Raw genomic sequence first — 21,901 nt, forward strand, 5'->3', positions numbered from 1 at the left:
CTCACGCCTCCTTCAGGTCGGTGGGGGCGGAGACGCGACGGGAGCGGCGCAGCGGCGGCTTGGCGCCGAGCCGCTTCGGGTCCAGTCCGGACCACGGATGGCCGCTCGCGAAGAACTTCTTGCGGGCGAGGATCGTCATGACCGGCTTGGTGAACAGGAAGACGACCACCACGTCCAGGAGGGTCGTCAGACCCAGCGTGAACGCGAAGCCCTGGACCTTGCCGACGGTGACGACGAAGAGCACGGCGGCGGCGAGGAACGACACGAAGTCGGAGACCAGGATCGTGCGCCGGGCACGCGGCCAGGCGCGCTCCACGGCCGGACGCAGGGTACGGCCCTCGCGGATCTCGTCCCTTATGCGTTCGAAGTAGACGATGAACGAGTCGGCGGTGATGCCGATCGCCACGATGGCGCCGCAGACGGCGGGCAGGTTCAGCGCGAAGCCGATGCCCGGGCCGAGCAGGGCCATGATCGTGTACGTCAGGATCGCGGACACCATGAGGCTGAGGATCGCGATCAGGGCCAGGCCGCGGTAGTAGACGACCAGGTAGATCACGACGAGCGCGAGGCCGATCGCACCGGCGATCAGACCCGCCTGGAGCTGCTCGCCGCCGAGGGCGGCGGTGACCGTGGTGACGCTCTGCTCCTCGAAGGACAGGGGCAGGGCGCCGTAGGACAGGATGTTGCCCAGGTTCTGGGCGGACTCCTGGGTGAAGTTGCCGGTGATCTCGGCGCTGGCGCTCAGCGTCTGGTTCACCTGGGGGGCCGAGACCACTTCACCGTCGAGGACGATGGCGAACTGGTTCATCGGGGGCTGCTGCTGGGACAGGCGGCCGGTGATCTTCTGGAACTTCTTGGCACCGCTCTCGGTGAAGTCCATCGTGACGATCCACATGCCGCGCTGCTGGTCGAGCTGGCCCTTGGCGTCGTCGACGTCCTTGCCGTCCACCTCGGCCGGGCCGAGGATGTACTTCTCCCACTGGCCCACGCTGTTCTTGCCGCAGGCGAGGGCGGTCTCGGTCGGCTTGACGCCGTCACCGAGCCTGCCGCGGGCCTTGGCGTCCGTGCAGTCCAGAGCGGTGAACTGCTTTTCCAGCGCGGCGGCGCCCGGGTCGCTGGAGGGCGTCGGCTCGGGCTTGTCCGAGGGCTTCGGGCTCTCGGAGCTCTTCGGCTTGTCCGATGCGGACGGCGTGGGGCTCGCCGCGGGGGCCTTGAGGCCCTCGGTCACGGCACGGCCCTGGGTGGTCGCACTGGCCGACGGAGCGGCGGAAGGGGAGCCGGAGGGGGCACCGGCCTTCGGCTTGTCCGTGGCCTTGTCGTCCTTGGGCTTGCCGCTGGGCGACGCGCTCGGGGAGGGCTCGGGGGCCGCGGGGGTGCCGGCGGCGACGGTCAGCACCGGCCGGAAGAAGAGCTGGGCGGTGGTGCCGACCTGCTCACGGGCCTGCTCGGAATTCGTCCCCTTGGGGATGTTGACGATGATGTTCCGGTCGCCCTGGGTCTGGACCTCGGCCTCGGAGACACCCAGACCATTGACACGGCGCTCGATGATGCCGACCGCGGTGTTCATGTTGGTCTCGTTGACGGCGTTCTCTTTGCCGGGCTCGCTCTTGGCCTCGAGCGTGATGGTCGTACCGCCCGCCAGGTCGATGCCCAGACGCGGCGTGAGCTGCCCCGCCCAGAACATGCCGCCCGTGAGCGCGACCATGGCGATCAGGATCAGAACCAGGGAACGTCCTGGCTTGCCCTGAGCCCCCGCGGGCCTTCGGCCCCTGTTCGGTGCTGCCACCTTCTCGTTTCTCCCTGTCCAACCGCCCGCGCCGGGTGTGCGCCGAGGCGGCCACGAAGTGTTGTGGGGACCTGCCCCCGAAGGTCAGTCGGCACAACCGTGGGACCGCGCGGCGCCGGTGGGCGCCGCCGCGGTCCCCGATCGTGACTACTTCGCGTCGGCCTCGCCGTCGGTCTTGCCGTCCTTGGCGTCGGCGTCCTTCGCCTCGGCGTCGTCCGCGTCCGTGCCGGCCTTCTTGCCGAGGTCGATCTTGCCGGTGTCGGTGGCCTCGTCGGCGGCGGTGTCGCCGCTCAGCGAGGAGACGTCGTCGGGGACGACGGTGGCGTCGTCGGTCTTGACATCGTCGTCACCGTGGACGATGCGGTTGTACTCGTCGTCGGCCAGGACCGCGCCGATGGCGTTCTTCGCGAACACCAGGTGCACGCCGGGGGCCGCCTCGAGGAGGACCGTGTCGTCGTTGACCTCCTTGACGGTCGCGTAGAGGCCACCGATGGTCCGCACTCCGGTGCCGGGCTGCATCTGGTCGCGCATCTGCGCGGCCGCCTGCTGCTTCTTCTTGGCGGAGCGGGTCATCAGGAACATGGCCCCGATGAGCACGATGAAGGGGAGGAGGGTCAAGATATCCACGGCGGGGAATTCCTTCGCACGACCGCGCTGATGAACGGCCTGATCTACGGGGGTGGGCATGCCGACCCGGAAGGTCGGCATCGGCGGAGTCTAAGCGAGTCCGCATCACTGGAACAACGCCCAGCATCCCACCGTGGTTCCGCAGGAGACGACTCCCCTCGCCGTCACGCCCCGAACAGCCCCTGTTGTCCACTTGCGCCCTGCTGAGGGGGCACGAGCCCCAGGTGCGACCAGGCCGCGGGTGTGGCCACCCGGCCCCGGGGCGTCCGGGCCAGCAGACCCTCGCGTACGAGGAAGGGCTCGGCCACCTCCTCGACCGTCTCGCGTTCCTCCCCCACAGCGACCGCGAGGGTGGACAGACCGACCGGGCCGCCCCCGAACAGCTTCAGCAGCGCCTGCAGCACCGCCCGGTCCAGCCGGTCCAGGCCGCGGCTGTCGACCTCGTACACGCCGAGGGCGGCCGCGGCCACCTCCCGGGTGATCAGGCCGTCCGCCTTGACCTGGGCGTAGTCCCGGACACGGCGCAGCAGGCGGTTGGCGATGCGCGGCGTGCCGCGTGAGCGGCCGGCGATCTCGGCGGCGCCCTCCGCCTCGATGTCGACATCGAGGAGCTGCGCCGAACGGTGGATGACGCGCTCCAGTTCGACGGGCTCGTAGAACTCCATGTGCGCGGTGAAGCCGAAGCGGTCGCGCAGCGGCGGCGGGAGCAGACCGGCCCTGGTCGTGGCGCCGACGAGGGTGAAGGGGGGCAGCTCCAGGGGGATGGCGGTCGCCCCCGGGCCCTTGCCGACGATCACGTCGACGCGGAAGTCCTCCATCGCCATGTAGAGCATCTCCTCGGCGGGCCGGGACATGCGGTGGATCTCGTCGAGGAAGAGGACCTCTCCCTCCTGGAGCGAGGAGAGAATGGCGGCGAGATCGCCCGCGTGCTGGATGGCGGGGCCCGAGGTGATGCGGATCGGGGCGTTCATCTCCGCCGCGACGATCATCGACAGGGTGGTCTTGCCGAGGCCGGGGGCACCGGAGAGCAGGACGTGGTCGGCGGTGGCGCCGCGGGCCAGGGCCGCCTTGAGCACGAGGTCGAGCTGCTCGCGCACGCGCTCCTGGCCGACGAACTCGGCCAGCGACTTGGGCCGCAGGGCCGCCTCGACGGCCTGGTCCTCGCCGTCGGCGGCGCCGCCGACCAGCCGCGGTTCCGTCTCGGCGGTGGTCTCGTCGTCCCAGTTCACGTGGTGTCTGCCTTCTCGGTTCGTACGGTTGCGTGCGGGCCGGCGGGGCTGCGGGGTCTTCCCCTACCGGCCCCTTCCCGAATGGGGGCTTCACCCCCGGACCCTCCCTCTACGGCCTGGCGGCCGTGGGAGGCACCCCCATCCCGAGGCCGGGGCGAGCCCCGGCCTCCGTACCGCGCCTCGCGCGGTGTCCTCGATCTCTCCCTGGGCGCCCCCGCACGGGCTGATGCGCCGCAGGCAGATCACGCCCCGCTGGGGGCACTCCCCCGGCGTCGCCGGGATCCCCACTCATGGCCGCCAGGCCGTCGGGGGAGATTGAGGCACCGGGGCCCCCACCTGGGGGTACCTCCCACGGCGGCCGAGCCGTGGGGCGCGTTGCGGAAAACACCCCGCGGGCATCTCAGCGTGCCCTGTTCAGGGTCTGGAGTGCCGCTCGGAGCAGGGGGCCCACCTCGGGGGCCGGGCCCAGGGACTCCGCCTGAGGGGCCACGGCGGACACCGCCTCGTCCGCCTCGCGGGTCGCGTAGCCGAGACCGATCAGCGCGGCGTGCAGCTGGTCGCGCCAGGACTGGCTGACCGGCGCGCCGACCGCCGGCGTGGAGCCGACCGGTGCGCCGAGGCGGTCCTTCAGCTCCAGCAGCAGCTTCTGCGCGCCCTTCTTGCCGATCCCCGGTACCGCCGTCAGCGCCTTCTCGTCGCCGCTCGTGACGGCCACCCGCAGCGCGTCCGGTGTGTGCACGGCGAGCATCGCCTGAGCCAGGCGCGGGCCCACACCGCTCGCGGTCTGCAGGAGCTCGAACACCTGGCGCTCGTCGTCGTCGGCGAAGCCGTAGAGCGTCAGTGAGTCCTCCCGGACCACCAACGACGTGGCCAGTCTGGCCTCCTGACCGATCCTCAGCTCGGAGAGGGTGTTCGGTGTGCACTGCACCGCCATGCCGACGCCGCCGACCTCGATCACGGCCGTCGTCGGGGTGAGGGCGGCCACCGTGCCGCTCACAAAGGCGATCATGCGGTCCGGCCTTTCGTTGCGTGATGGGCGGCGACTGCCCGCTGCAGGCGGTTCTGCACGGGGGCGCGCCAGATGTGGCAGATGGCGAGGGCGAGGGCGTCCGCGGCGTCGGCCGGCTTCGGCGGTGCCTCGAGCCGCAGCAGCCGGGTCACCATGGCGCCCACCTGCGCCTTGTCGGCCCGTCCGCTGCCAGTGACCGCCGCCTTGACCTCGCTGGGCGTGTGCAGGGCGACGGGGATCCCGCGGCGGGAGGCGCAGAGCATGGCCACGGCGCTGGCCTGGGCCGTGCCCATCACCGTGCGGACATTGTGCTGGCTGAACACGCGCTCCACGGCGACGTATTCGGGGCGGTGCTCGTCGAGCCACTGCTCGATGCCCTGCTCGATCGCGACCAGCCGGTGGCCCAGATCGGCGTCCACCGGGCTCCGTACGACTCCGACGGCGCGCATCGTCAGCGGCCGGCCGGCCACGCCCTCCACGACGCCGACACCGCACCGGGTCAGCCCAGGGTCCACCCCGAGAACGCGCACGCGTCCCACCCCTCCTTCGCTCAGCTGTTTGTGCAGGCTATCGGCTGCCACCGACAACCGCCGACAACGCGACGGGCCGACGGGGATGTGCCCCGTCGGCCCGTCGCAGAGCGTGGATCAGGCGTCGACCTTCTCCATGACCTCGTCCGAGACGTCGAAGTTGGCGAAGACGTTCTGCACGTCGTCGCTGTCCTCGAGCGCGTCGATCAGCTTGAAGATCTTGCGCGCGCCCTCCTCGTCCAGCTCGACCTGCATGGTCGGGACGAAGTTGGCGTCGGCCGAGTCGTAGTCGATGCCGGCCTCCTGGAGGGCGGTGCGGACCGCGACCAGGTCGGTGGCCTCGCTCAGCACCTCGAAGGACTCGCCGAGGTCGTTGACCTCCTCGGCGCCCGCGTCCAGGACGGCGCCGAGGACGTCGTCCTCGGTCAGCTCGCCCTTGGGGACGATGACGACGCCCTTGCGGTTGAACAGGTACGAGACGGAGCCCGGGTCGGCCATCGAGCCGCCGTTGCGGGTCATGGCGACCCGCACGTCGGAGGCGGCGCGGTTGCGGTTGTCGGTGAGGCACTCGATGAGCACCGCGACACCGTTCGGGCCGTAACCCTCGTACATGATCGTCTCGTAGTCGACACCGCCGCCCTCGAGACCGCCGCCGCGCTTGACCGCGGAGTCGATGTTCTTGTTCGGGACGGACTGCTTCTTCGCCTTCTGGATGGCGTCGAACAGCGTCGGGTTGCCGTCGGGGTCGGCACCGCCGGTACGGGCCGCGACCTCGATGTTCTTGATCAGCTTCGCGAAGAGCTTGCCGCGCTTGGCGTCGATCACGGCCTTCTTGTGCTTCGTCGTAGCCCATTTAGAGTGGCCGGACATCTGCCTGTCTCCTTCGCGTAACCAATTCCTGAACGAACCCCAGAGATCCTACCGGGATCCGCTCAGCCCCCCGTGCGCACCATGTCGACGAACAGGCCGTGCACACGGTGGTCACCGGTCAGTTCGGGATGGAACGAGGTGGCGAGCACCTTGCCCTGCCGCACCGCGACGATGTGGCCGTCGTGCTCGGCGAGCACCTCGACCTGGGCGCCGACGGACTCCACCCACGGGGCGCGGATGAAGACGCCCTCGACGGGACCGACGCCGGACACCTCGACGGTCGCCTCGAACGACTCGTTCTGCCGGCCGAAGGCGTTGCGACGGACGATCATGTCGATGCCGCCGAGCGTCTCCTGACCCGAGCGCGGGTCGATGATCTTCTCGGCGAGCATGATCAGACCGGCGCAGGTGCCGTAGACCGGCATGCCGGCCGCGATGCGCTCGCGCAGCGGCTCCAGCATGCCGAACAGCGTGGCGAGCTTCGACATGGTCGTCGACTCGCCGCCGGGGATCACCAGGCCGTCGACCTCGGCCAGTTCCTCGGGCCGCCGCACCGGCCTGGCCACGGCGTCCGCCGCGGCCAGGGCGATCAGGTGCTCCCGTACGTCGCCCTGGAGGGCCAGGACACCGATCACGGGCGTCGTCATTACCAGCCCCGGTTCGCGTAGCGCTCGGCCTCGGGCAGGGTGTCGCAGTTGATGCCGACCATGGCCTCGCCCAGGTTGCGGGAGGCGTCCGCGATGATCTTCGGGTCGTCGTAGAAGGTGGTGGCCTTCACGATGGCGGCGGCGCGCTTGGCCGGGTCGCCCGACTTGAAGATGCCGGAGCCGACGAAGACGCCCTCGGCGCCGAGCTGGCGCATCAGCGCGGCGTCGGCCGGGGTCGCCACGCCACCGGCGGAGAACAGCACGACCGGCAGCTTGCCGAGCTCGGAGACCTCCTTGACGAGCTCGTACGGGGCGCGCAGCTCCTTGGCGGCGGCGTAGAGCTCGTTGTTGTCGAAGCCGCGCAGCTTGGCGATCTCGTTCTTGATCTGGCGCAGGTGGCGGACGGCCTCGACGACGTTGCCCGTGCCGGCCTCGCCCTTGGAGCGGATCATGGCCGCGCCCTCGGCGATACGGCGCAGGGCCTCGCCCAGGTTGGTGGCGCCGCAGACGAACGGGGTGGTGAAGGCCCACTTGTCGCTGTGGTTGACCTCGTCGGCCGGGGTCAGCACCTCGGACTCGTCGATGTAGTCGACGCCCAGGGACTGGAGCACCTGTGCCTCGACGAAGTGGCCGATGCGCGACTTGGCCATCACCGGGATGGAGACCGCGTCGATGATCTCCTCGATCATGTTCGGGTCGGACATCCGGGCCACGCCGCCGTCCTTGCGGATGTCGGCGGGCACGCGCTCCAGGGCCATGACGGCGACGGCGCCGGCATCCTCGGCGATCTTCGCCTGCTCGGCGTTGACCACGTCCATGATCACGCCGCCCTTGAGCTGCTCGGCCATGCCGCGCTTGACGCGGGCGGTGCCGGTCTCGGGGGTCTGCGGGGTGGTGGTGCTGGACACGGAGGGACCTCACTCGATGACGACGTTGTGATGCGTCACCGATGGAACATCCAGGGACCAGTCCACATCAAGGGCCAATATTCACCCCGTGGATCGTTTTGGCGGGCGGGGCCGCCCGAACAGCCGGGGACCGTTCAGACTTGCAGGTCGCCGGCACGCCCAGGCACCGGCAGGCGGGCAACTCCACCGGCCCGACCCGGCACCGGTCAGGCGGGCCGGTCCGCCAGCGCGGTGGGGGGCTCGTCGTCCATCTCGAACGCCATGGGGAACGGGGCGTGGCCCGCGAGCCGGAACCAGCGCACCTTGCGGTGCCGGCGCAGGGCGCGCGCGGCGCGGACGGCGTCGTTGTGGAACCGGCGCGCCATGGGGACGCGGCGCACCGCCTGTGCGAGCTCGCCGGCGGCCTCCTCGCCGCCCGGTACCGCGCGCAGGGCCTCCATCTGCTCGGCCTCCCCGAACACCGCCCGCAGTGCGGCGCTGAGCTCGCTCTCGGCGACCTCGCGGTGCTCCTCCTCCGCCTGCCGCGCCGCGTGCGCGGCCTCGTACAGCACGATGGACGCGGCGGGGTCGAGCACTCCGGAGGTCGCGAGCTCCTGTGCGACGGATGCGCGCCGCAGGAGCTGCGCGTCGAGCGCGGCCCGGGCGGCGTCGATCCGGGCGTGGAGCCGGTCGAGTCGCCCGGCGGTCCAGCTGAGGTACATGCCGATGGCCACGAGGGCGACGACGATCCAGATCAGGGTGCTCACGGGCGGCAAGGCTACCGGGCCCACGGGGGCGCCTCCCACGCTCCGAAGGGCTGTGGGGGAAAGCGACGGACCGGAGGTCGCGGGCGCGGCCGGGGCCCGCGTGTTGCGCAGCGTGCACGGGGCACGTCCGGCTTCCCGGGCACGGGGGCACGTCCGCTTCACGGGCACGGGCGGCACGTCCGGCTTCACGCGCAGGGGACCCGGTCCGCGGGCGGTGGCGTCGTGCCGCTCCGGGGCTCGTGTCCGGGACTGCTCCAGGGGCCCAGGGGCACGAGCGCCCCCGGGCTCCCGGCGCGCCTCAGTCCCGGGTCACCAGCCCCAGGCGGGCCCGCAGGCCCGGCCGGTCGTCCGTCGCCACCGACGCCGCACCGTCCGTCACCGTCTCGTACACGGCGAGGATGTCCGCCCCCACCGTCGACCAGTCGAACCGCCGCACGTGCGCGCTGCCCCGCTCGCGCAGCTCCCGCCGCCGGTCCGGGTCGCCCAGCAGACGGATCGCCGCCGCGGCCAGCGCGTCCGCGTCCTCGTTGGCGAACAGCTCCCCCGCCGCGCCCTTGTCCAGTACCTGGGCGAACGCGTCCAGGTCGGACGCCAGCACCGGCGCGCCCGCCGACATCGCCTCGACCAGGATGATGCCGAAGCTCTCGCCGCCCGTGTTGGGCGCCACGTACACGTCGACGCTGCGCAGCAGCCGTGCCTTGTCCTCGTCGCTGACCATCCCGAGGAACTCGACCCGGGAGCGCATCTCGGCCGGCAGGGAGGCGACGGCCTCCTCCTCGTCACCGCGCCCGGCGACCAGCAGCCGCGTGTCCGGGCAGGCGTCGAAGATCGCCGGCAGCGCCTTCATCAGGACCGGCAGGCCCTTGCGCGGCTCGTCGATGCGGCCGATGAAGCCGATCGTGCCGTTCTGCCACTCCGCCTTCGGCTCGGCGCTCTCGAAGAAGCCGACGTCGACGCCGTTCGGGATGACGACCGCGTCTCCGCCGAGGTGCTCGACGAGCGTGCGGCGGGCGTACTCGCTGACGGCGATCCGCGCGCTGATCTTCTCCAGCGCGGGCTGCAGGATCGGGTAGGCGGCGATCATGGCCCGCGACCGCGGGTTGGACGTGTGGAACGTGGCGACGATCGGCCCCTGCGCGGCCCAGCAGGACAGCAGGCCCAGGGACGGCGACGCCGGCTCGTGGATGTGGATGACGTCGAAGGTGCCGTCGTGGAGCCAGCGCCGTACCCGGGCCGCGGACAGGAAGCCGAAGTTGAGCCGGGCGACGGAGCCGTTGTAGGGCACGGGCACGGCGCGGCCCGCGGAGACCACGTAGGGCGGCAGGGGCGTGTCGTCGTCCGACGGGGCGAGGACGGAGACGTCGTGCCCGAGCCGGATGAGGTGCTCGGCCAGGTCCCTGATGTGGAACTGCACGCCACCGGGCACGTCCCACGAGTACGGGCAGACAATGCCGATCCTCACGTCCTGTCCTCCCGGGGTTCGAGGTCCGAGAGCCACAGCCGCTGCAGCATGTGCCAGTCCTCCGGGTGCTCGGCGATGCCCTCGGCGAAGACGTCGGCGAGGGCCTGCGTCATGGAGGACGTCTTCTCGGCGCGCGTGCCTGACGAGGGGACCTCGACGGGCGGGTGGACGCGGCCCTTCATCACGGGCGTCTCGTCGTACCAGAGCGTCACCGGGAGCAGCAGGGCGCCGGTCTGCTGGGCCAGCAGCGCGGGACCCGCGGGCATGCGGGCCTTCTCGCCGAAGAAGGTCACCTCGACGCCGGAGGCGGACAGGTCGCGGTCCGCGACCAGGCAGACGAGGCCGCCGTCGCGCAGCCGCCGGGCGAGCGTGCCGAAGGCCGAGCCGCCCGTGTGCGGCAGGACCTCCATGCCGAGGCTCTCGCGGTAGGCGACGAACCGGTCGTACAGCGATTCCGGCCTGAGGCGTTCGGCGACCGTGGTGAAGGGGATGCCGAGCGCCCGGGTCACCCAGATCCCGGCGACGTCCCAGTTGGCGAGGTGCGGCAGGGCGAGCACGACGCCCCGGCCCGACGCGAGGGCGTCGGTCAGGAGGTGGATGTCCTTGGGGTCGAAGCTGAGCCGGGCGCGCTCCTGGTTCCAGCTGGGCAGCCGGAAGGACTCCATCCAGTAGCGCATGTACGAGCGCATGCCGGCCTTGGAGAGCTCGGCCAGGCGCTCGGCTCCCGCGTCGGGAACGACGCGTGCGAGGTTGGACTCCAGCCGCAGCACGCCCTTGCCGCGACGCCTCCAGGCGGCGTCGGCGATGGTGCGGCCGAGTCCGGCGGCCACGGGCTCCGGCAGCTTCTTCACCGCGCCCCAGCCCAGTCCGTACAGGGCGTCGGTCAAGCGGTCGCGCATCATGACGCCCCGGCCCCTTCCTGCTCGGCCCCGCCGGGCCGGGCATCGGCGGCCTCCGCCTCGGCGGACTCCCGCCGTACGGTGACGACCCGCTGCCCCAGCGTCACCAGGCTGCCGACGGCGACGATCCACAGTGCGACCGGCAGCAGGACGTCGATGCCGGGCACGCCGAACCGGTGGAGGCCGGCGAGGCCGGCGGCGACCAGTGAGATGACGAGCCGCTCGGCGCGCTCGACCAGTCCGTTGACGGCGACGGGCAGGCCGATCGATTCGCCCCGGGCCTTGGTGTACGACACGACCTGGCCGCTCGCGAGGCAGAAGATCGCGACCGCGCAGAGCACGTTGTCGTCGCCCTTGCCCGCGTACCAGAGGGCGAAACCGCCGAAGATCGCGCTGTCGGCGACCCGGTCGAGCGTCGAGTCGAGGAACGCCCCCCACCGGCTGGACACGCCCGCCTGCCGGGCCATGTTGCCGTCGACGAGGTCGGAGAAGACGAACAGCGTGATGACGATCGTGCCCCAAAAGAACTCGCCCCTGGGGAAGAAGACCAGCGCTCCCGCCACGACTCCGGCGGTTCCGATGAGCGTGACGGCGTCGGGGCTCACTCCGCGGCGGAGCAGAAACGCGGCGAACGGTGTGAGAACACGCGTGAAGAATGCACGCGCGTACTTGTTCAGCATGGCCTTCCCGAGGGTTCGGTGGGCCGTGTGGCCCCACGGCCACCGGCTGGCCCATCGTAGCCAGGACGGTGACGGCCCATGGGCCGGACCCGGACAGGTACTGCGGCGTCCGACGTATGGACGCACCATGACGACAGTGGAAAGCTCGAAAGACACCGCGGGCATCGCCGGAGCTGCCCCGGACGACGATTCGGGACATCGTCCCGGCTTCCCGCGCCCGCGGCTTTCCCTCCTCGCCGTGCAATCGATCGGGAGGCAAGATCATGGGCGACAAGGCGCATGCACACCCCGGAGCCGCCGGCAGAGCAGTAACGGCCGACCACCCCGCATCCGTACGGAATGTGGTGCTGGTCGGCCACAGCGGGTCGGGCAAGACGACGCTGGTCGAGGCGCTGGCGCTGACCGCGGGAGCGGTCAACCGGGCCGGCCGGGTCGAGGACGGCGCCACGGTCTCGGACTACGACGAGATCGAGCACCGCCAGCAACGTTCCGTACAGCTGTCCCTCGTGCCCGTCGAATGGGGCGGGTACAAGATCAACCTTCTCGACACTCCCGGATACGCGGACTTCGTCGGGGAGCTGCGGGCCGGTCTGCGAGCAGCGGACGCGGCCCTCTTCGTCGTCTCGGCCGCGCAGGAGGCCGACGCCGTGGCGGGCGCCTGCCGCGCGGTGTGGGAGGAGTGCGCGGCGGTGGGCATGCCGCGTGCCATCGTGGTGACGCACCTGGAGACCGCGCGCACCGGATTCGAGGAGCTCACCGCCGTCTGCGGGCAGATCTTCGGGGGCGACGACCCCGATGCGGTCCTGCCGCTCTACCTGCCGCAGTACGGCCCGCAGCAGGCGGACGGTCACGCGCCGGTCACCGGCCTCGTCGGACTGCTGACGCAGAAGATCTTCGACTACTCGTCCGGCGAACGGAAGGAGTCCCCGCCCGACCCCGCGCAGACCCCGCTGATCGAGGAGGCCCGCAACCGGCTCATCGAGGGCATCATCGCGGAGAGCGAGGACGAGACCCTCATGGACCGCTATCTCGGCGGTGAGGAGATCGACCTCAAGACGCTCGTCGACGACCTGGAGAAGGCCGTGGCGCGCGGCACCTTCCATCCCGTCCTCGCCGCCGCCCCCGCGGCCGACGGCGCCCGGCAGGGCCTCGGCACCGTCGAGCTGCTGGAACTGATCACCGGCGGCTTCCCGACCCCGCTGGAGACGACGCCGCCCGACGTCACGACCCCGGACGGCTCCCCGCGGCCGGCGATCACCTGCGACCCGGCCGGACCGCTCGTCGCCGAGGTGGTCAAGACGGCCTCGGACCCGTACGTCGGCCGTGTCTCCCTGGTCCGCGTCTTCTCCGGGACGCTGCGGCCCGACGAGACGGTGCACGTCTCGGGTCACGGGCTGGCCGACCGGGGGCACGAGGACCACGACGTCGACGAGCGCGTCGGCGCCCTGTCCGCGCCCTTCGGCAAACAGCAGCGTCCGCTCCCCCACGCCATAGCCGGTGACCTGGCCTGCGTGGCGAAGCTGTCCCGCGCCGAGACCGGCGACACCCTCTCGGCCAAGGACGACCCGCTGCTGATGGCGCCCTGGACGATGCCCGATCCGCTGCTTCCGCTCGCCATCCAGGCGCACAGCAAGGCGGACGAGGACAAGCTGTCGCAGGGCCTGACCCGGCTCGCCGCCGAGGATCCGACCATGCGGCTCGAACAGAACCAGGACACCCACCAGGTGGTGCTGTGGTGCATGGGCGAGGCACACGCCGACGTCGCCCTCGAACGGCTCCGCAACCGCTACGGCGTCCAGGTCGACGTCGTGCCCCACAAGGTCCAGCTGCGCGAGACCTTCGCCGCCGGCTCCGCGGGGCGCGGCCGTCATGTGAAGCAGTCCGGCGGCCACGGGCAGTACGCGATCTGCGAGATCGACGTCGAGCCCCTGCCGCCCGGCTCCGGCGTCGAGTTCGTCGACAAGGTCGTCGGCGGAGCGGTGCCGCGCCAGTTCATCCCCTCCGTGGAGAAGGGGGTACGCGCCCAGGCCGCACGCGGCGTCGCCGCGGGATATCCGCTCGTCGACGTACGGGTCACCCTGCGGGACGGCAAGGCTCACTCGGTGGACTCCTCCGACGCGGCCTTCCAGACGGCGGGAGCCCTCGCCCTGCGCGAGGCCGCCGCCGAGGCGCGGATCAACCTGCTGGAACCGGTGGCCGAAGTGCAGGTGCTCGTCCCGGACGAGTACGTGGGGCCGGTCATGAGCGACCTGTCCGGCCGGCGCGGCCGGGTCGTCGGCACTGAACAGGCGGGCGGCGGGCGCACGCTGGTGCGCTCCGAGGTGCCGGAGATCGAGATCGGGCGCTACGCGGTCGACCTGCGCTCCATCTCGCACGGCACGGGCAGGTTCAGCCGGACCTACGCACGGCACGAACCGATGCCGCAGCAGGTGGCCGACCGGATGCGGGAGGAGGCGACGGCGAAGGCCTAGCCGGTGGCCGTCCGCCGGCGCACGCCGCCGGCGGACGGTCGTCCCGATGTCCCCTGCCGCGACCGCCCGGCCCCCGATACGCTGAGGTGTCCAGCTCACCAGGTGTGCGGGGCGCGGCAGTTGGGAACAGGCCGCAGTGCGGACGCGTGCGGCGATGGGGGCGGTAGTGACAGACGGATTCGATTTCACACCCGGGGCTCAGGTCCCGCTCATGGGGTCGGCCGGGCAGACCGCGGCGACCCATGCGCTCGCCTCGGCGGCGTACCGCGACAGCCCGGTCGCCGAGATCCTCAAGGCCAACAGCGAGTGGCACAAGACCGAGGTGAAGCCGGGCAAGTTCTCCCTCTTCGAGCCGAACCTCGGTGAGGCCTTCTCCCGGGCGGTCCAGGTGCGGATGCTCGGCGGCGCCCGCAAGGCGCTGATCCAGTCCTTCGGCACCGAGCCCCAGACCGTCGTGGAGCACTGCCTGGCCGCCACCCGCATCCGCAAGGAGCGGGACGCCAAGCTGACCGCCGTCATGGCGCTGTGCGGGCTGGTCTTCCTGCCCGGACTGCTGCTGTGGATCGGCGTGTTCCAGCTGCGCCGTACCCTCGCCGGCGCGGCGAACAAGCGGGCCGGCGCCCTCGGCACCATCCTGCTCGTGGGCATCGGCGCCATGGCCGTGATCCTGCTGCTGCGGCTGCCGTTCACGGGATTCTGGGGCTACTACATCCGGGGCATGATCGTCGCCCCGGTCGTCGGCTGGATGCTCGCGAAGAGGATCTGCGAGTCCACCGCGAAGGACATGCGCGCCCGGTGGGACAGCCTCCTGTCCGGCGGCGGCGGCATCGGCGCCAAGGTCCCCGAGGCCGTGCCGGGGAATCCGGACGAGACCGCCCGTGAACAGCTGCGCCAGGGTCTGCAGAAGCTCACCGCCGAACAGCACTCCAACGTCGTCTTCTACGCGGGCCCCAAGGGAATACTGGGCATGGGGACCCGCTGGGGCAGCTGGCAGATGGCCGAGGAGCTCGTCGCCGACGAGCCGGGCAAGGAGATCAACCAGTTCCGCAGCTGGGACGTCATACGGGCCATCCACGACAAGCTGAAGCTGCTGGAGCGCGGCCCGCTGAACTCCGGCGGCTTCCCCACCCCGTCCGTCCGGCACTGGATCGTCTCCCCGGTCGGCGAGAACGCCGCGGCGGTCGCCAGGCCCGAGGGCCAGGACGTGGAGACCTTCCAGGTCAAGGGCCACGAGATACAGCGCATCTGCAACCACCAGCAGTTCGGCGGCGGCAACCGCCACTACCTGGGCGTGCAGTTCACGCTCTGGGACGGCCAGTTGGTCATCACGATGATGATCACGGTCACCGTGCTCCACGAGACCCTGCGCGTGGAGGTCACCGGGCACGCGCTCGGCCCGGTGCACTCCCTGTTCACCACCAAGCCCGAGCCCAAGACGATCACCGTCAGCAAGACCGTCAAGTTCTGGGAGACGGTCGACCGCGTGCTGCCGCTGGTGGACGCGCCCGAGGTCGTGCGCCTCGCGGTGCGGGCGCCCTTCACCTGGTTCCCGCCGCTGCTCGACTTCCTCGGCGGCAAGCTGGTGCTGCCCGAGCCGTTCGGACTGCGCCACGCCTGGGCCGAGAAGCCCTGGCGGCACCGGTTCATGGCTGACGACGCGATGCGCGCCGCCACTCCGGTGCTGCGCGTGGCCCACGCCGCCGCGATGAAGGTCCTGGCCGACAACGGCGTGAGCACGGAGAAGTTCGACAACCGCTCCATGGTCGTCAGCGGGTTCGTCCAGGACCCGACCCCGCGGAACGCGGACCTGTACGACGCGTAGCCGGGCGGCTCCGGTACGAGCGGCTCCGGTGCGGGCGGCTCGGTGCGGGCGGCTCCGGTACGAGCGGCTCCGGCGCGGGCGGCTCGGTGCGGGCGGCTCCGGCGCGGGCGGCTCCGGTGCGGGCGGCTCAGACGGGCCAGACGGCGGCGAGCATCCGGCGGGTGTCGGCGAGCAGCTGCGGCAGCACCTTGGTCGTGCCGATGACGGGCATGAAGTTGGTGTCGCCGCCCCACCGGGGCACGATGTGCTGGTGCAGGTGGGCGGCGATCCCGGCCCCGGCGGCGCTGCCCTGGTTGAGGCCGATGTTGAACCCGTGGGCGCCGGAGGCCGCCCGCAGGGCGGTCATCGCCTGCTTGGTCAGCCGGGCGAGCTCGACGGTCTCGGCGTCGTCCAGCTCGGTGTAGTCGGCGACGTGGCGGTAGGGGACGACCATCAGGTGGCCGCCGTTGTAGGGGTAGAGGTTGAGCACGGCGTAGACCGTCTCGCCGCGGGCGATGATCAGACCGTCCTCGTCGGACTTCGACGGGATCGAGCAGAACGGGCAGCCGTCGTCGGCCCCGGGACCGGTCGGCTTGTTCTCGCCCTGGATGTACGCCATGCGGTGAGGCGTCCACAGGCGCTGGAACGAGTCAGGCGTCCCGACTCCGATCTGCTGCTCCGGCTCAGTCGTCATGCGTGCCAGCATATTCGCCGCTGATGACGGCATGCGGCGAGGGGCGGCCCCTTCCGGGACCGTCCCTCGCGTGCCTGCTCGGGTCAGACCTGGACCCGTCGTTCCACCACGTCGAGGAGCTTGGCCAGGGCCTCCTCGCGCGGGATGCCGTTCTCCTGCGAGCCGTCGCGGTAGCGGAAGGAGACGGTGCCCGCGTTCATGTCCTCGTCGCCGACGATGATCATGAAGGGGACCTTCTGCTTCTGCTGGTTGCGGATCTTCTTCTGCATCCGGTCCGAGGACGCGTCGACCTCGACCCGCAGGCCCTTCTTCTTCGCGTCCGCCGCGAACTGCTGCAGGTACTCGACGTGCGCGTCACCGATCGGGATGCCGACGGCCTGAACGGGCGCCAGCCACGGCGGCATCGCGCCCGCGTAGTGCTCCAGCAGCACCGCGAAGAACCGCTCGATCGAGCCGAACAGGGCACGGTGGATCATGACCGGGCGGTGCTTGGTCCCGTCGGGGCCCGTGTACTCGAGGTCGAAACGCTCCGGCAGGTTGAAGTCGAGCTGCACGGTCGACATCTGCCAGGTCCGGCCGATCGCGTCCTTGGCCTGGACGGAGATCTTCGGACCGTAGAAGGCGGCACCGCCCGGGTCCGGGACCAGCGGCAGACCCTGCTTCTCGGCCACCTGTCGCAGCGTCTCGGTGGCCTCCTCCCACACCTCGTCGCTGCCGACGAACTTCTCCGGGTCCTTGGTGGACAGCTCCAGGTAGAAGTCGGTCAGACCGTAGTCGCGGAGCAGATTGAGCACGAAGGTGAGCGTCGAGTCGAGCTCGTCCGCCATCTGCTCCTTGGTGCAGTAGATGTGCGCGTCGTCCTGGGTGAACCCGCGGGCACGGGTCAGACCGTGCACGACGCCGGACTTCTCGTACCGGTACACGGTCCCGAACTCGAAGAGGCGCAGCGGCAGTTCACGGTAGGACCGGCCGCGCGCGTCGAAGATCAGGTTGTGCATCGGGCAGTTCATGGGCTTGAGGTAGTAGTCCACGCCCTCGTCGAGCTGCATGGGCGGGTACATGCCCTCGGCGTACCAGTCGAGGTGGCCCGAGGTCTCGAAGAGCTTCCCCTTGGTGGCGTGCGGGGAGTAGACGAACTCGTAGCCCTCCTCCTCGTGCCGCTTGCGCGAGTAGTCCTCCATGACCCGGCGGATGATGCCGCCCTTGGGGTGGAAGACCGCGAGGCCGGAGCCGATCTGGTCCGGGATGGAGAAGAGGTCCAGCTCGTTGCCGAGCTTGCGGTGGTCGCGCTTCTCGGCCTCGGCGAGGAAGTCCAGGTGCGCCTTCAGCTCGTCCTTGGACGGCCAGGCGGTGCCGTAGATGCGCTGGAGCATCGGGTTCTTCTCGCTGCCGCGCCAGTATGCGGCGGCGTTGCGCATCAGCTTGAAGGCCGGGATGTTGCGCGTGGTGGGCAGGTGGGGGCCCCGGCAGAGGTCCTTCCAGCACAGGTCGCCCGTCTTGGCGTCGAGGTTGTCGTAGATGGTGAGCTCGCCGGCGCCCACCTCGACGTCGGCGCCGTCGTCGTGCGAGGCGGAGCCCTTGAGGCCGATCAGCTCCAGCTTGTACGGCTCGTCGGCGAGCTCCTCGCGGGCCGCCTCGTCGGTGACGACGCGGCGGGAGAAGCGCTGGCCCCGCTTCTGGATCTCCTGCATCTTCTTCTCGATGGCCTTGAGATCCTCGGGGGTGAACGGCTTCTCGACGTCGAAGTCGTAGTAGAAGCCGTCCTTGACCGGCGGGCCGATGCCGAGCTTGGCCTCGGGGAACAGCTCCTGCACGGCCTGGGCCATGACATGCGCGGTGGAGTGGCGCAGGATGTTCAGGCCGTCCTCGGAGGAGATCTCGACGGGCTCGACCTCCTCGCCGTCCTTGATCTCGTACGCGAGGTCCTTCAGCTCTCCGGCGACGCGGGCGGCGACGACCGTGCGCTCGCCGGCGAAGAGGTCGGCGGCCGTAGTGCCCGTCGTCACCACGCGCTCTTCCCGCTCGGAATCGCGTTGGATGATCACACGGACGTCTGACACCGGTCTCTCCTGACTGAAGGTGGATGCACGGCCTGGCACAGCGCGCGCACCTGGAATCGTACCGAGCCGGAGGGACCACTCGCGAAACGATTGTCGCCGCGGGCGTCAGTCCTCCTCGTCCCCCGCTTCCCCGAAGAAGTCCAGGTTCTCCTGGAGCGACTTCATCAGCCGGTCCCGCTCGGCGTCGTCGACGGGCACCGGCGTCACAGCGGAGGCGTCCGTCAGCCTCCGGAATCCGCCCCGGCTCTCCAGCCGGCCCACCACCCGGATCGGCAGTCCGACCAGATGGGCGTGGCCCGCCGTGCGGTAGGAGTCCTCGTCCAGCGCCACCCGCACGTGCGGCACCTCCGCCCCGGCCAGCACCCGCAGCCGTACGGTGCCCGGGCCTCGCGTTCCCGAGCGGCGCATGCGGACGACGGCGCCGGTGATCCGCACGGGCACGGACGGCTCGTCCTGGAGGTAGCGGGCGCCCGCCTCGCGCAGCGCGGGAAGGTCTCCCGCCGAGAACTCCACCGGCTCCATGCGGGCGGCGCAGCCCTGGGGCACTCCGGCGGCCGGGGACCAGGCGAGCGTGATGCGCGCTCCCTCCGAGCCGCGCACGAGCGCGATCACGGCCTCGGTCAGCTCGCGGCTGACGCCTGCCTGCACCGCGGTGTCGAACGCCTCCATGCCGCCCGTGGCCCGCTGGTAGTCGATGGCCTCGCGGGTGGCCTGGAGCGCGTGCGAGAGCCGCACGGCGACCGCGCGGCCGGTCTGCACGGGGACGAAGGCGGTGAGGGAGCGGCCGCCGGGCGCGGGGCCCACCAGGACGCCTTCGAGCAGGGCCTGCGCCTGCCTGCGGTGCCGGGCGCCGTAGTAGCCGGCGCGGCCCCGTACGGCGAGGGCGCCGGCCAGCAGCATCTGGCGGGCGGCCGAACGCAGCTGTTCCTGCGCGGTCCACGAGACGGTGCCGGACGGCCCCTGGGGGATGTCGCGCCACCAGCGGATCTCGTCGCTGGGAACGGTGAGCCCGACGAGGACGTCGCGGGCAGAGGGAGCGGCGCTGCGGGCGAGTGCGGTGAGGGCTTCGCCGATGAGGTCCTCCCAGTCGGGAAAGGCGCGGCTCTCGGGCACGAGGAGGCTGGTGCCGCCGGCGGCGGGGCCGGGCGGGGTCCAGCGCGTGTAGCGCCCGGCGGCCCCGCCGCGCCGCCGCCAGCCGTGGCGGTCGAGGAGTGCGCCGAGGACGGCCGGATCGATCTGCGCGGGATCCGGCTCGACGAAGGCGCCCCAGGGGCCGGGTGGGTCGGCCGTGGGCTGGGGGCGGCCGCCGGGCTGCGGGAACCGGTGGAGGTGCTCGTCGAAGGGCCGGTGCGTCAAGGTCTTCCTCCCGCCCCGACGCGCGCCATGATCTCGCAGAGCGCGCGGTCGTCGAAGATCCGCGTCGTCGGGATCCGCACAGTGGTCCGGCGCCTGCCCGTCACCGGGTGGCCGGCCAGATTGGTCCAGTAGCAGCAGTGCCTGAGGTCGAGCCGGTCGTGGCTGGCGCGCAGCCACTCGTCCTGCGTGCGGGGGACGAGCATGACGACGAGGATCTTGTGGACCGAGACCGGGGTGCGGGCGAGCTTCACCAGGTGGTCGTTGTCGAGGGTGAAGGAGAACGCGGGTCCCGGTGGGTGGGGCGGGATCTGATAGGTGCACTTGAGCTGCACCTTGATGGTCACTTCGTCGTCGACCGTGTGCCGGGCCGAGCTGTGGCTCACGTGCCAGTCGATGCCGTTGTCAGGGAACGGCTGGGACAGTGAGCAGCCCGCCGCGGCGGCGACCGCGTGCAGATAGCCCACCTGGAGCGTCTCCATACAGGCGGTGGTGGCGAGCGCTCCGCGCACCGGAACGGTCCACTGCGGCTGGGGGCACCTCCCGCTTGCGGGGGACAGCCCTCCCGATTCGGGCTGGGCGAGCGCCATGACAATTTCCTTCCCCGTCACCTGTGTTGTCACCGCGCGGCGTACGGCGCAAACAGCCCGGGTATCACCGATTCGGGCAGGGCCCTTCGCCCATCTGCCAGGCACGTGCGAGGAGTTCGGGGATGACGCACTGGTTCGACGGCCCACTGGCCGCATTTGACACGGAGACAACCGGAGTGGACGTCGAGGCGGACCGGATCGTGTCGGCCGCGGTGGTCGTCCAGGACACGCCCGGCGGACGGCCGCGCATCACACGGTGGTTGGTGAATCCGGGGATCCCGGTGCCGCCGGCCGCCACGGAGGTGCACGGCCTGACGGACGATCACCTCCAGCGCAACGGACGCTGGCCGGCGCCGGTGATGGAGGAGATAGCGAGGTCGCTGGCGGAGCAGTGCGCGGCGTCGCGCCCGCTGGTGGTGATGAACGCGCCGTTCGATCTGACCATCCTGGACCGGGAGTTGCGCCGTCACCGGGCCTCGTCGCTGGCGCGCTACCTGGAGAACGTACCGCTGTGCGTGCTGGATCCGCGGGTGCTGGACAAGCATCTGGACCGCTATCGCAAGGGACGGCGTACGCTCACCGACCTGTGCGCGCACTACGACGTGGCACTGGACGGGGCACACGACGCCGCGACCGACGCGCTGGCGGCGATGGAGGTCGTACGGGCGGTGGGGCGGCGCTTCGCGGCGCGGCTTGAGCGGTTGTCCGTCGCGGAGCTGCACACGCTTCAGGCGGTGTGGCACGCGGCGCAGGCGCGGGGGCTGCAGGCGTGGTTCGCGCGCAGCGGTGTCCCGGAGCCGGTCGATCCGGCGTGGCCGCTGCGCCCGGACCTGCCCGCGGCGGCGTGACGGTCGGCGGCACGAACGCGTGAGGCCGGTCCGCCTGCTGACGGACCGGCCTCTCCCGGTGGGCGATACTGGGTTCGAACCAGTGACCTCTTCGGTGTGAACGAAGCGCTCTCCCACTGAGCTAATCGCCCGGGAACGCACTGAACCATACAGGGCGTCGCCACCTTCCTTCAAACCGCTTCCAGATAGGCGGCCAGACCGCGTCGTCCACCGCGCATCATCAGCGCGTGGTTGGCCCTGAAGACCGGGCGGCAGGGCACGGCGAGGCGCCTCATCAGCGGCTTGCGCACCTCGACCTCCTGCTCGAACAGGGCCCGCGTCCCGGCGCCGTGCTCCGTCACGGTCCAGCGCGACCAGCCCGCGAGGTCTCCGTCCAGCGCGATCTCCAGCACGCCGGCCGCCGGGTCCCGGCGGCCGGCGTGCGCGGTGACGCACAGGTCGTAAGGGAGGAAGGAGCGGAAGCGGACGGTGCCGGACTCCTCGTCCGCGACGTCGACGGAACGCACCTGCGGCCACCACCGCGGGTACTCCTCGGCCCGCTCCAGCACGCGGTAGACGGCCTGCGGGGCGGCGGGCAGGTCCCAGACACTGCGGAAGCGGTAGCGGCACCAGTCCATGGCCCCAGTCTGGCCCGCTGCGACCGCCGCATGCGTACTCACCGCGGATCTGAGTATGCGCGCCCATGTCCGGT

Annotated in this window: 20 protein-coding genes and 1 tRNA gene; 3 read left to right on the forward strand and 18 right to left on the reverse strand. The window is 71.2% G+C overall.

What is annotated here, in order from left to right; genetic code table 11:
- Position 1: 1 nt before the first annotated feature.
- The 12 genes from secD to pgsA form a co-directional block, all read right to left on the reverse strand.
- Positions 2–1,786, reverse strand: coding sequence for a protein translocase subunit SecD (gene secD / locus AB0K02_RS05900; RefSeq protein WP_365991119.1), 1,785 nt, complete (start codon positions 1,784–1,786; stop codon positions 2–4).
- Positions 1,787–1,933: 147 nt separating this feature from the next.
- Positions 1,934–2,413, reverse strand: coding sequence for a preprotein translocase subunit YajC (yajC, locus tag AB0K02_RS05905; protein ID WP_365991120.1), 480 nt, complete (start codon positions 2,411–2,413; stop codon positions 1,934–1,936).
- A gap of 164 nt (positions 2,414–2,577) precedes the next feature.
- Positions 2,578–3,642 (reverse strand): Holliday junction branch migration DNA helicase RuvB, encoded by a 1,065-nt coding sequence (gene ruvB, locus AB0K02_RS05910; RefSeq protein ID WP_365991121.1) that lies wholly within the window; start codon positions 3,640–3,642, stop codon positions 2,578–2,580.
- Between the two features lie 400 nt (positions 3,643–4,042).
- Positions 4,043–4,651, reverse strand: a complete 609-nt coding sequence (ruvA, locus tag AB0K02_RS05915; protein ID WP_365991122.1) for a Holliday junction branch migration protein RuvA — start codon at positions 4,649–4,651, stop codon at positions 4,043–4,045.
- The gene (ruvC, locus tag AB0K02_RS05920; protein ID WP_365991123.1) at positions 4,648–5,181 is read right to left on the reverse strand and encodes a crossover junction endodeoxyribonuclease RuvC; all 534 of its coding nucleotides are present in this window, start codon (positions 5,179–5,181) and stop codon (positions 4,648–4,650) included. The genes ruvA and ruvC overlap by 4 nt, the downstream gene beginning before the upstream one ends.
- 117 nt (positions 5,182–5,298) lie before the next feature.
- The gene (locus AB0K02_RS05925) at positions 5,299–6,051 is read right to left on the reverse strand and encodes a YebC/PmpR family DNA-binding transcriptional regulator (RefSeq protein WP_365991124.1); all 753 of its coding nucleotides are present in this window, start codon (positions 6,049–6,051) and stop codon (positions 5,299–5,301) included.
- Positions 6,052–6,113: 62 nt separating this feature from the next.
- Entirely contained in the window at positions 6,114–6,698 is a 585-nt protein-coding gene (gene pdxT, locus AB0K02_RS05930; RefSeq protein WP_365991125.1) for a pyridoxal 5'-phosphate synthase glutaminase subunit PdxT, read from the reverse strand.
- Positions 6,698–7,606, reverse strand: a complete 909-nt coding sequence (gene pdxS / locus AB0K02_RS05935; RefSeq protein ID WP_177153221.1) for a pyridoxal 5'-phosphate synthase lyase subunit PdxS — start codon at positions 7,604–7,606, stop codon at positions 6,698–6,700. The genes pdxT and pdxS overlap by 1 nt, the downstream gene beginning before the upstream one ends.
- 206 nt (positions 7,607–7,812) lie before the next feature.
- Positions 7,813–8,307: a hypothetical protein gene (locus AB0K02_RS05940; protein ID WP_365991263.1), complete on the reverse strand. Its 495-nt coding sequence runs from the start codon at positions 8,305–8,307 to the stop codon at positions 7,813–7,815.
- A gap of 343 nt (positions 8,308–8,650) precedes the next feature.
- Positions 8,651–9,814, reverse strand: a complete 1,164-nt coding sequence (locus AB0K02_RS05945; RefSeq protein ID WP_365991126.1) for a glycosyltransferase family 4 protein — start codon at positions 9,812–9,814, stop codon at positions 8,651–8,653.
- Positions 9,811–10,713 carry a phosphatidylinositol mannoside acyltransferase gene (locus tag AB0K02_RS05950; RefSeq protein WP_365991264.1) on the reverse strand — a complete coding sequence of 301 codons (903 nt, stop codon included), beginning with the start codon at positions 10,711–10,713 and terminating at the stop codon, positions 9,811–9,813. The genes AB0K02_RS05945 and AB0K02_RS05950 overlap by 4 nt, the downstream gene beginning before the upstream one ends.
- Positions 10,713–11,393: a phosphatidylinositol phosphate synthase gene (gene pgsA / locus AB0K02_RS05955; RefSeq protein ID WP_365991127.1), complete on the reverse strand. Its 681-nt coding sequence runs from the start codon at positions 11,391–11,393 to the stop codon at positions 10,713–10,715. Before pgsA ends, AB0K02_RS05950 begins: the two co-directional genes overlap by 1 nt.
- A 263-nt stretch (positions 11,394–11,656) precedes the next feature.
- Between pgsA and AB0K02_RS05960 the strand changes: the two genes are divergently transcribed.
- Positions 11,657–13,864 carry an elongation factor G-like protein EF-G2 gene (locus AB0K02_RS05960; RefSeq protein ID WP_365991128.1) on the forward strand — a complete coding sequence of 736 codons (2,208 nt, stop codon included), beginning with the start codon at positions 11,657–11,659 and terminating at the stop codon, positions 13,862–13,864.
- Positions 13,865–14,018: 154 nt separating this feature from the next.
- A complete protein-coding gene (locus AB0K02_RS05965; protein WP_365991129.1) occupies positions 14,019–15,686 on the forward strand; it encodes a hypothetical protein in 1,668 nt (555 codons plus the stop codon).
- 127 nt (positions 15,687–15,813) lie between these two features.
- Here the strand turns inward: AB0K02_RS05965 and AB0K02_RS05970 are convergent, their stop codons facing one another.
- The 4 genes from AB0K02_RS05970 to AB0K02_RS05985 all read right to left on the reverse strand — a co-directional run bounded on the left by AB0K02_RS05970 (position 15,814) and on the right by AB0K02_RS05985 (position 20,362).
- A complete protein-coding gene (locus tag AB0K02_RS05970) occupies positions 15,814–16,371 on the reverse strand; it encodes an HIT domain-containing protein (RefSeq protein WP_365991130.1) in 558 nt (185 codons plus the stop codon).
- A 71-nt stretch (positions 16,372–16,442) separates the two neighbouring features.
- Positions 16,443–18,419, reverse strand: a complete 1,977-nt coding sequence (thrS, locus tag AB0K02_RS05975; protein WP_365991131.1) for a threonine--tRNA ligase — start codon at positions 18,417–18,419, stop codon at positions 16,443–16,445.
- A 105-nt stretch (positions 18,420–18,524) separates the two neighbouring features.
- Entirely contained in the window at positions 18,525–19,775 is a 1,251-nt protein-coding gene (locus AB0K02_RS05980; protein ID WP_365991132.1) for a hypothetical protein, read from the reverse strand.
- Positions 19,772–20,362, reverse strand: coding sequence for a DUF4365 domain-containing protein (locus AB0K02_RS05985; RefSeq protein ID WP_365991133.1), 591 nt, complete (start codon positions 20,360–20,362; stop codon positions 19,772–19,774). The genes AB0K02_RS05980 and AB0K02_RS05985 overlap by 4 nt, the downstream gene beginning before the upstream one ends.
- Positions 20,363–20,484: 122 nt before the next feature.
- On the opposite strand from AB0K02_RS05985, the gene AB0K02_RS05990 reads away from it, so the two are divergent.
- Entirely contained in the window at positions 20,485–21,210 is a 726-nt protein-coding gene (locus AB0K02_RS05990) for a 3'-5' exonuclease (protein ID WP_365991134.1), read from the forward strand.
- 59 nt (positions 21,211–21,269) lie between these two features.
- On the opposite strand, the gene AB0K02_RS05995 is transcribed toward AB0K02_RS05990, so the two are convergent.
- Positions 21,270–21,341 (reverse strand) — tRNA-Val (locus AB0K02_RS05995).
- Between the two features lie 39 nt (positions 21,342–21,380).
- Positions 21,381–21,827 carry an SRPBCC family protein gene (locus AB0K02_RS06000; protein WP_365991135.1) on the reverse strand — a complete coding sequence of 149 codons (447 nt, stop codon included), beginning with the start codon at positions 21,825–21,827 and terminating at the stop codon, positions 21,381–21,383.
- Positions 21,828–21,901 lie beyond the last annotated feature (74 nt).

Source organism: Streptomyces sp. NPDC049597, from assembly GCF_040675505.1.
Classification (GTDB): Bacteria; Actinomycetota; Actinomycetes; order Streptomycetales; family Streptomycetaceae; genus Streptomyces.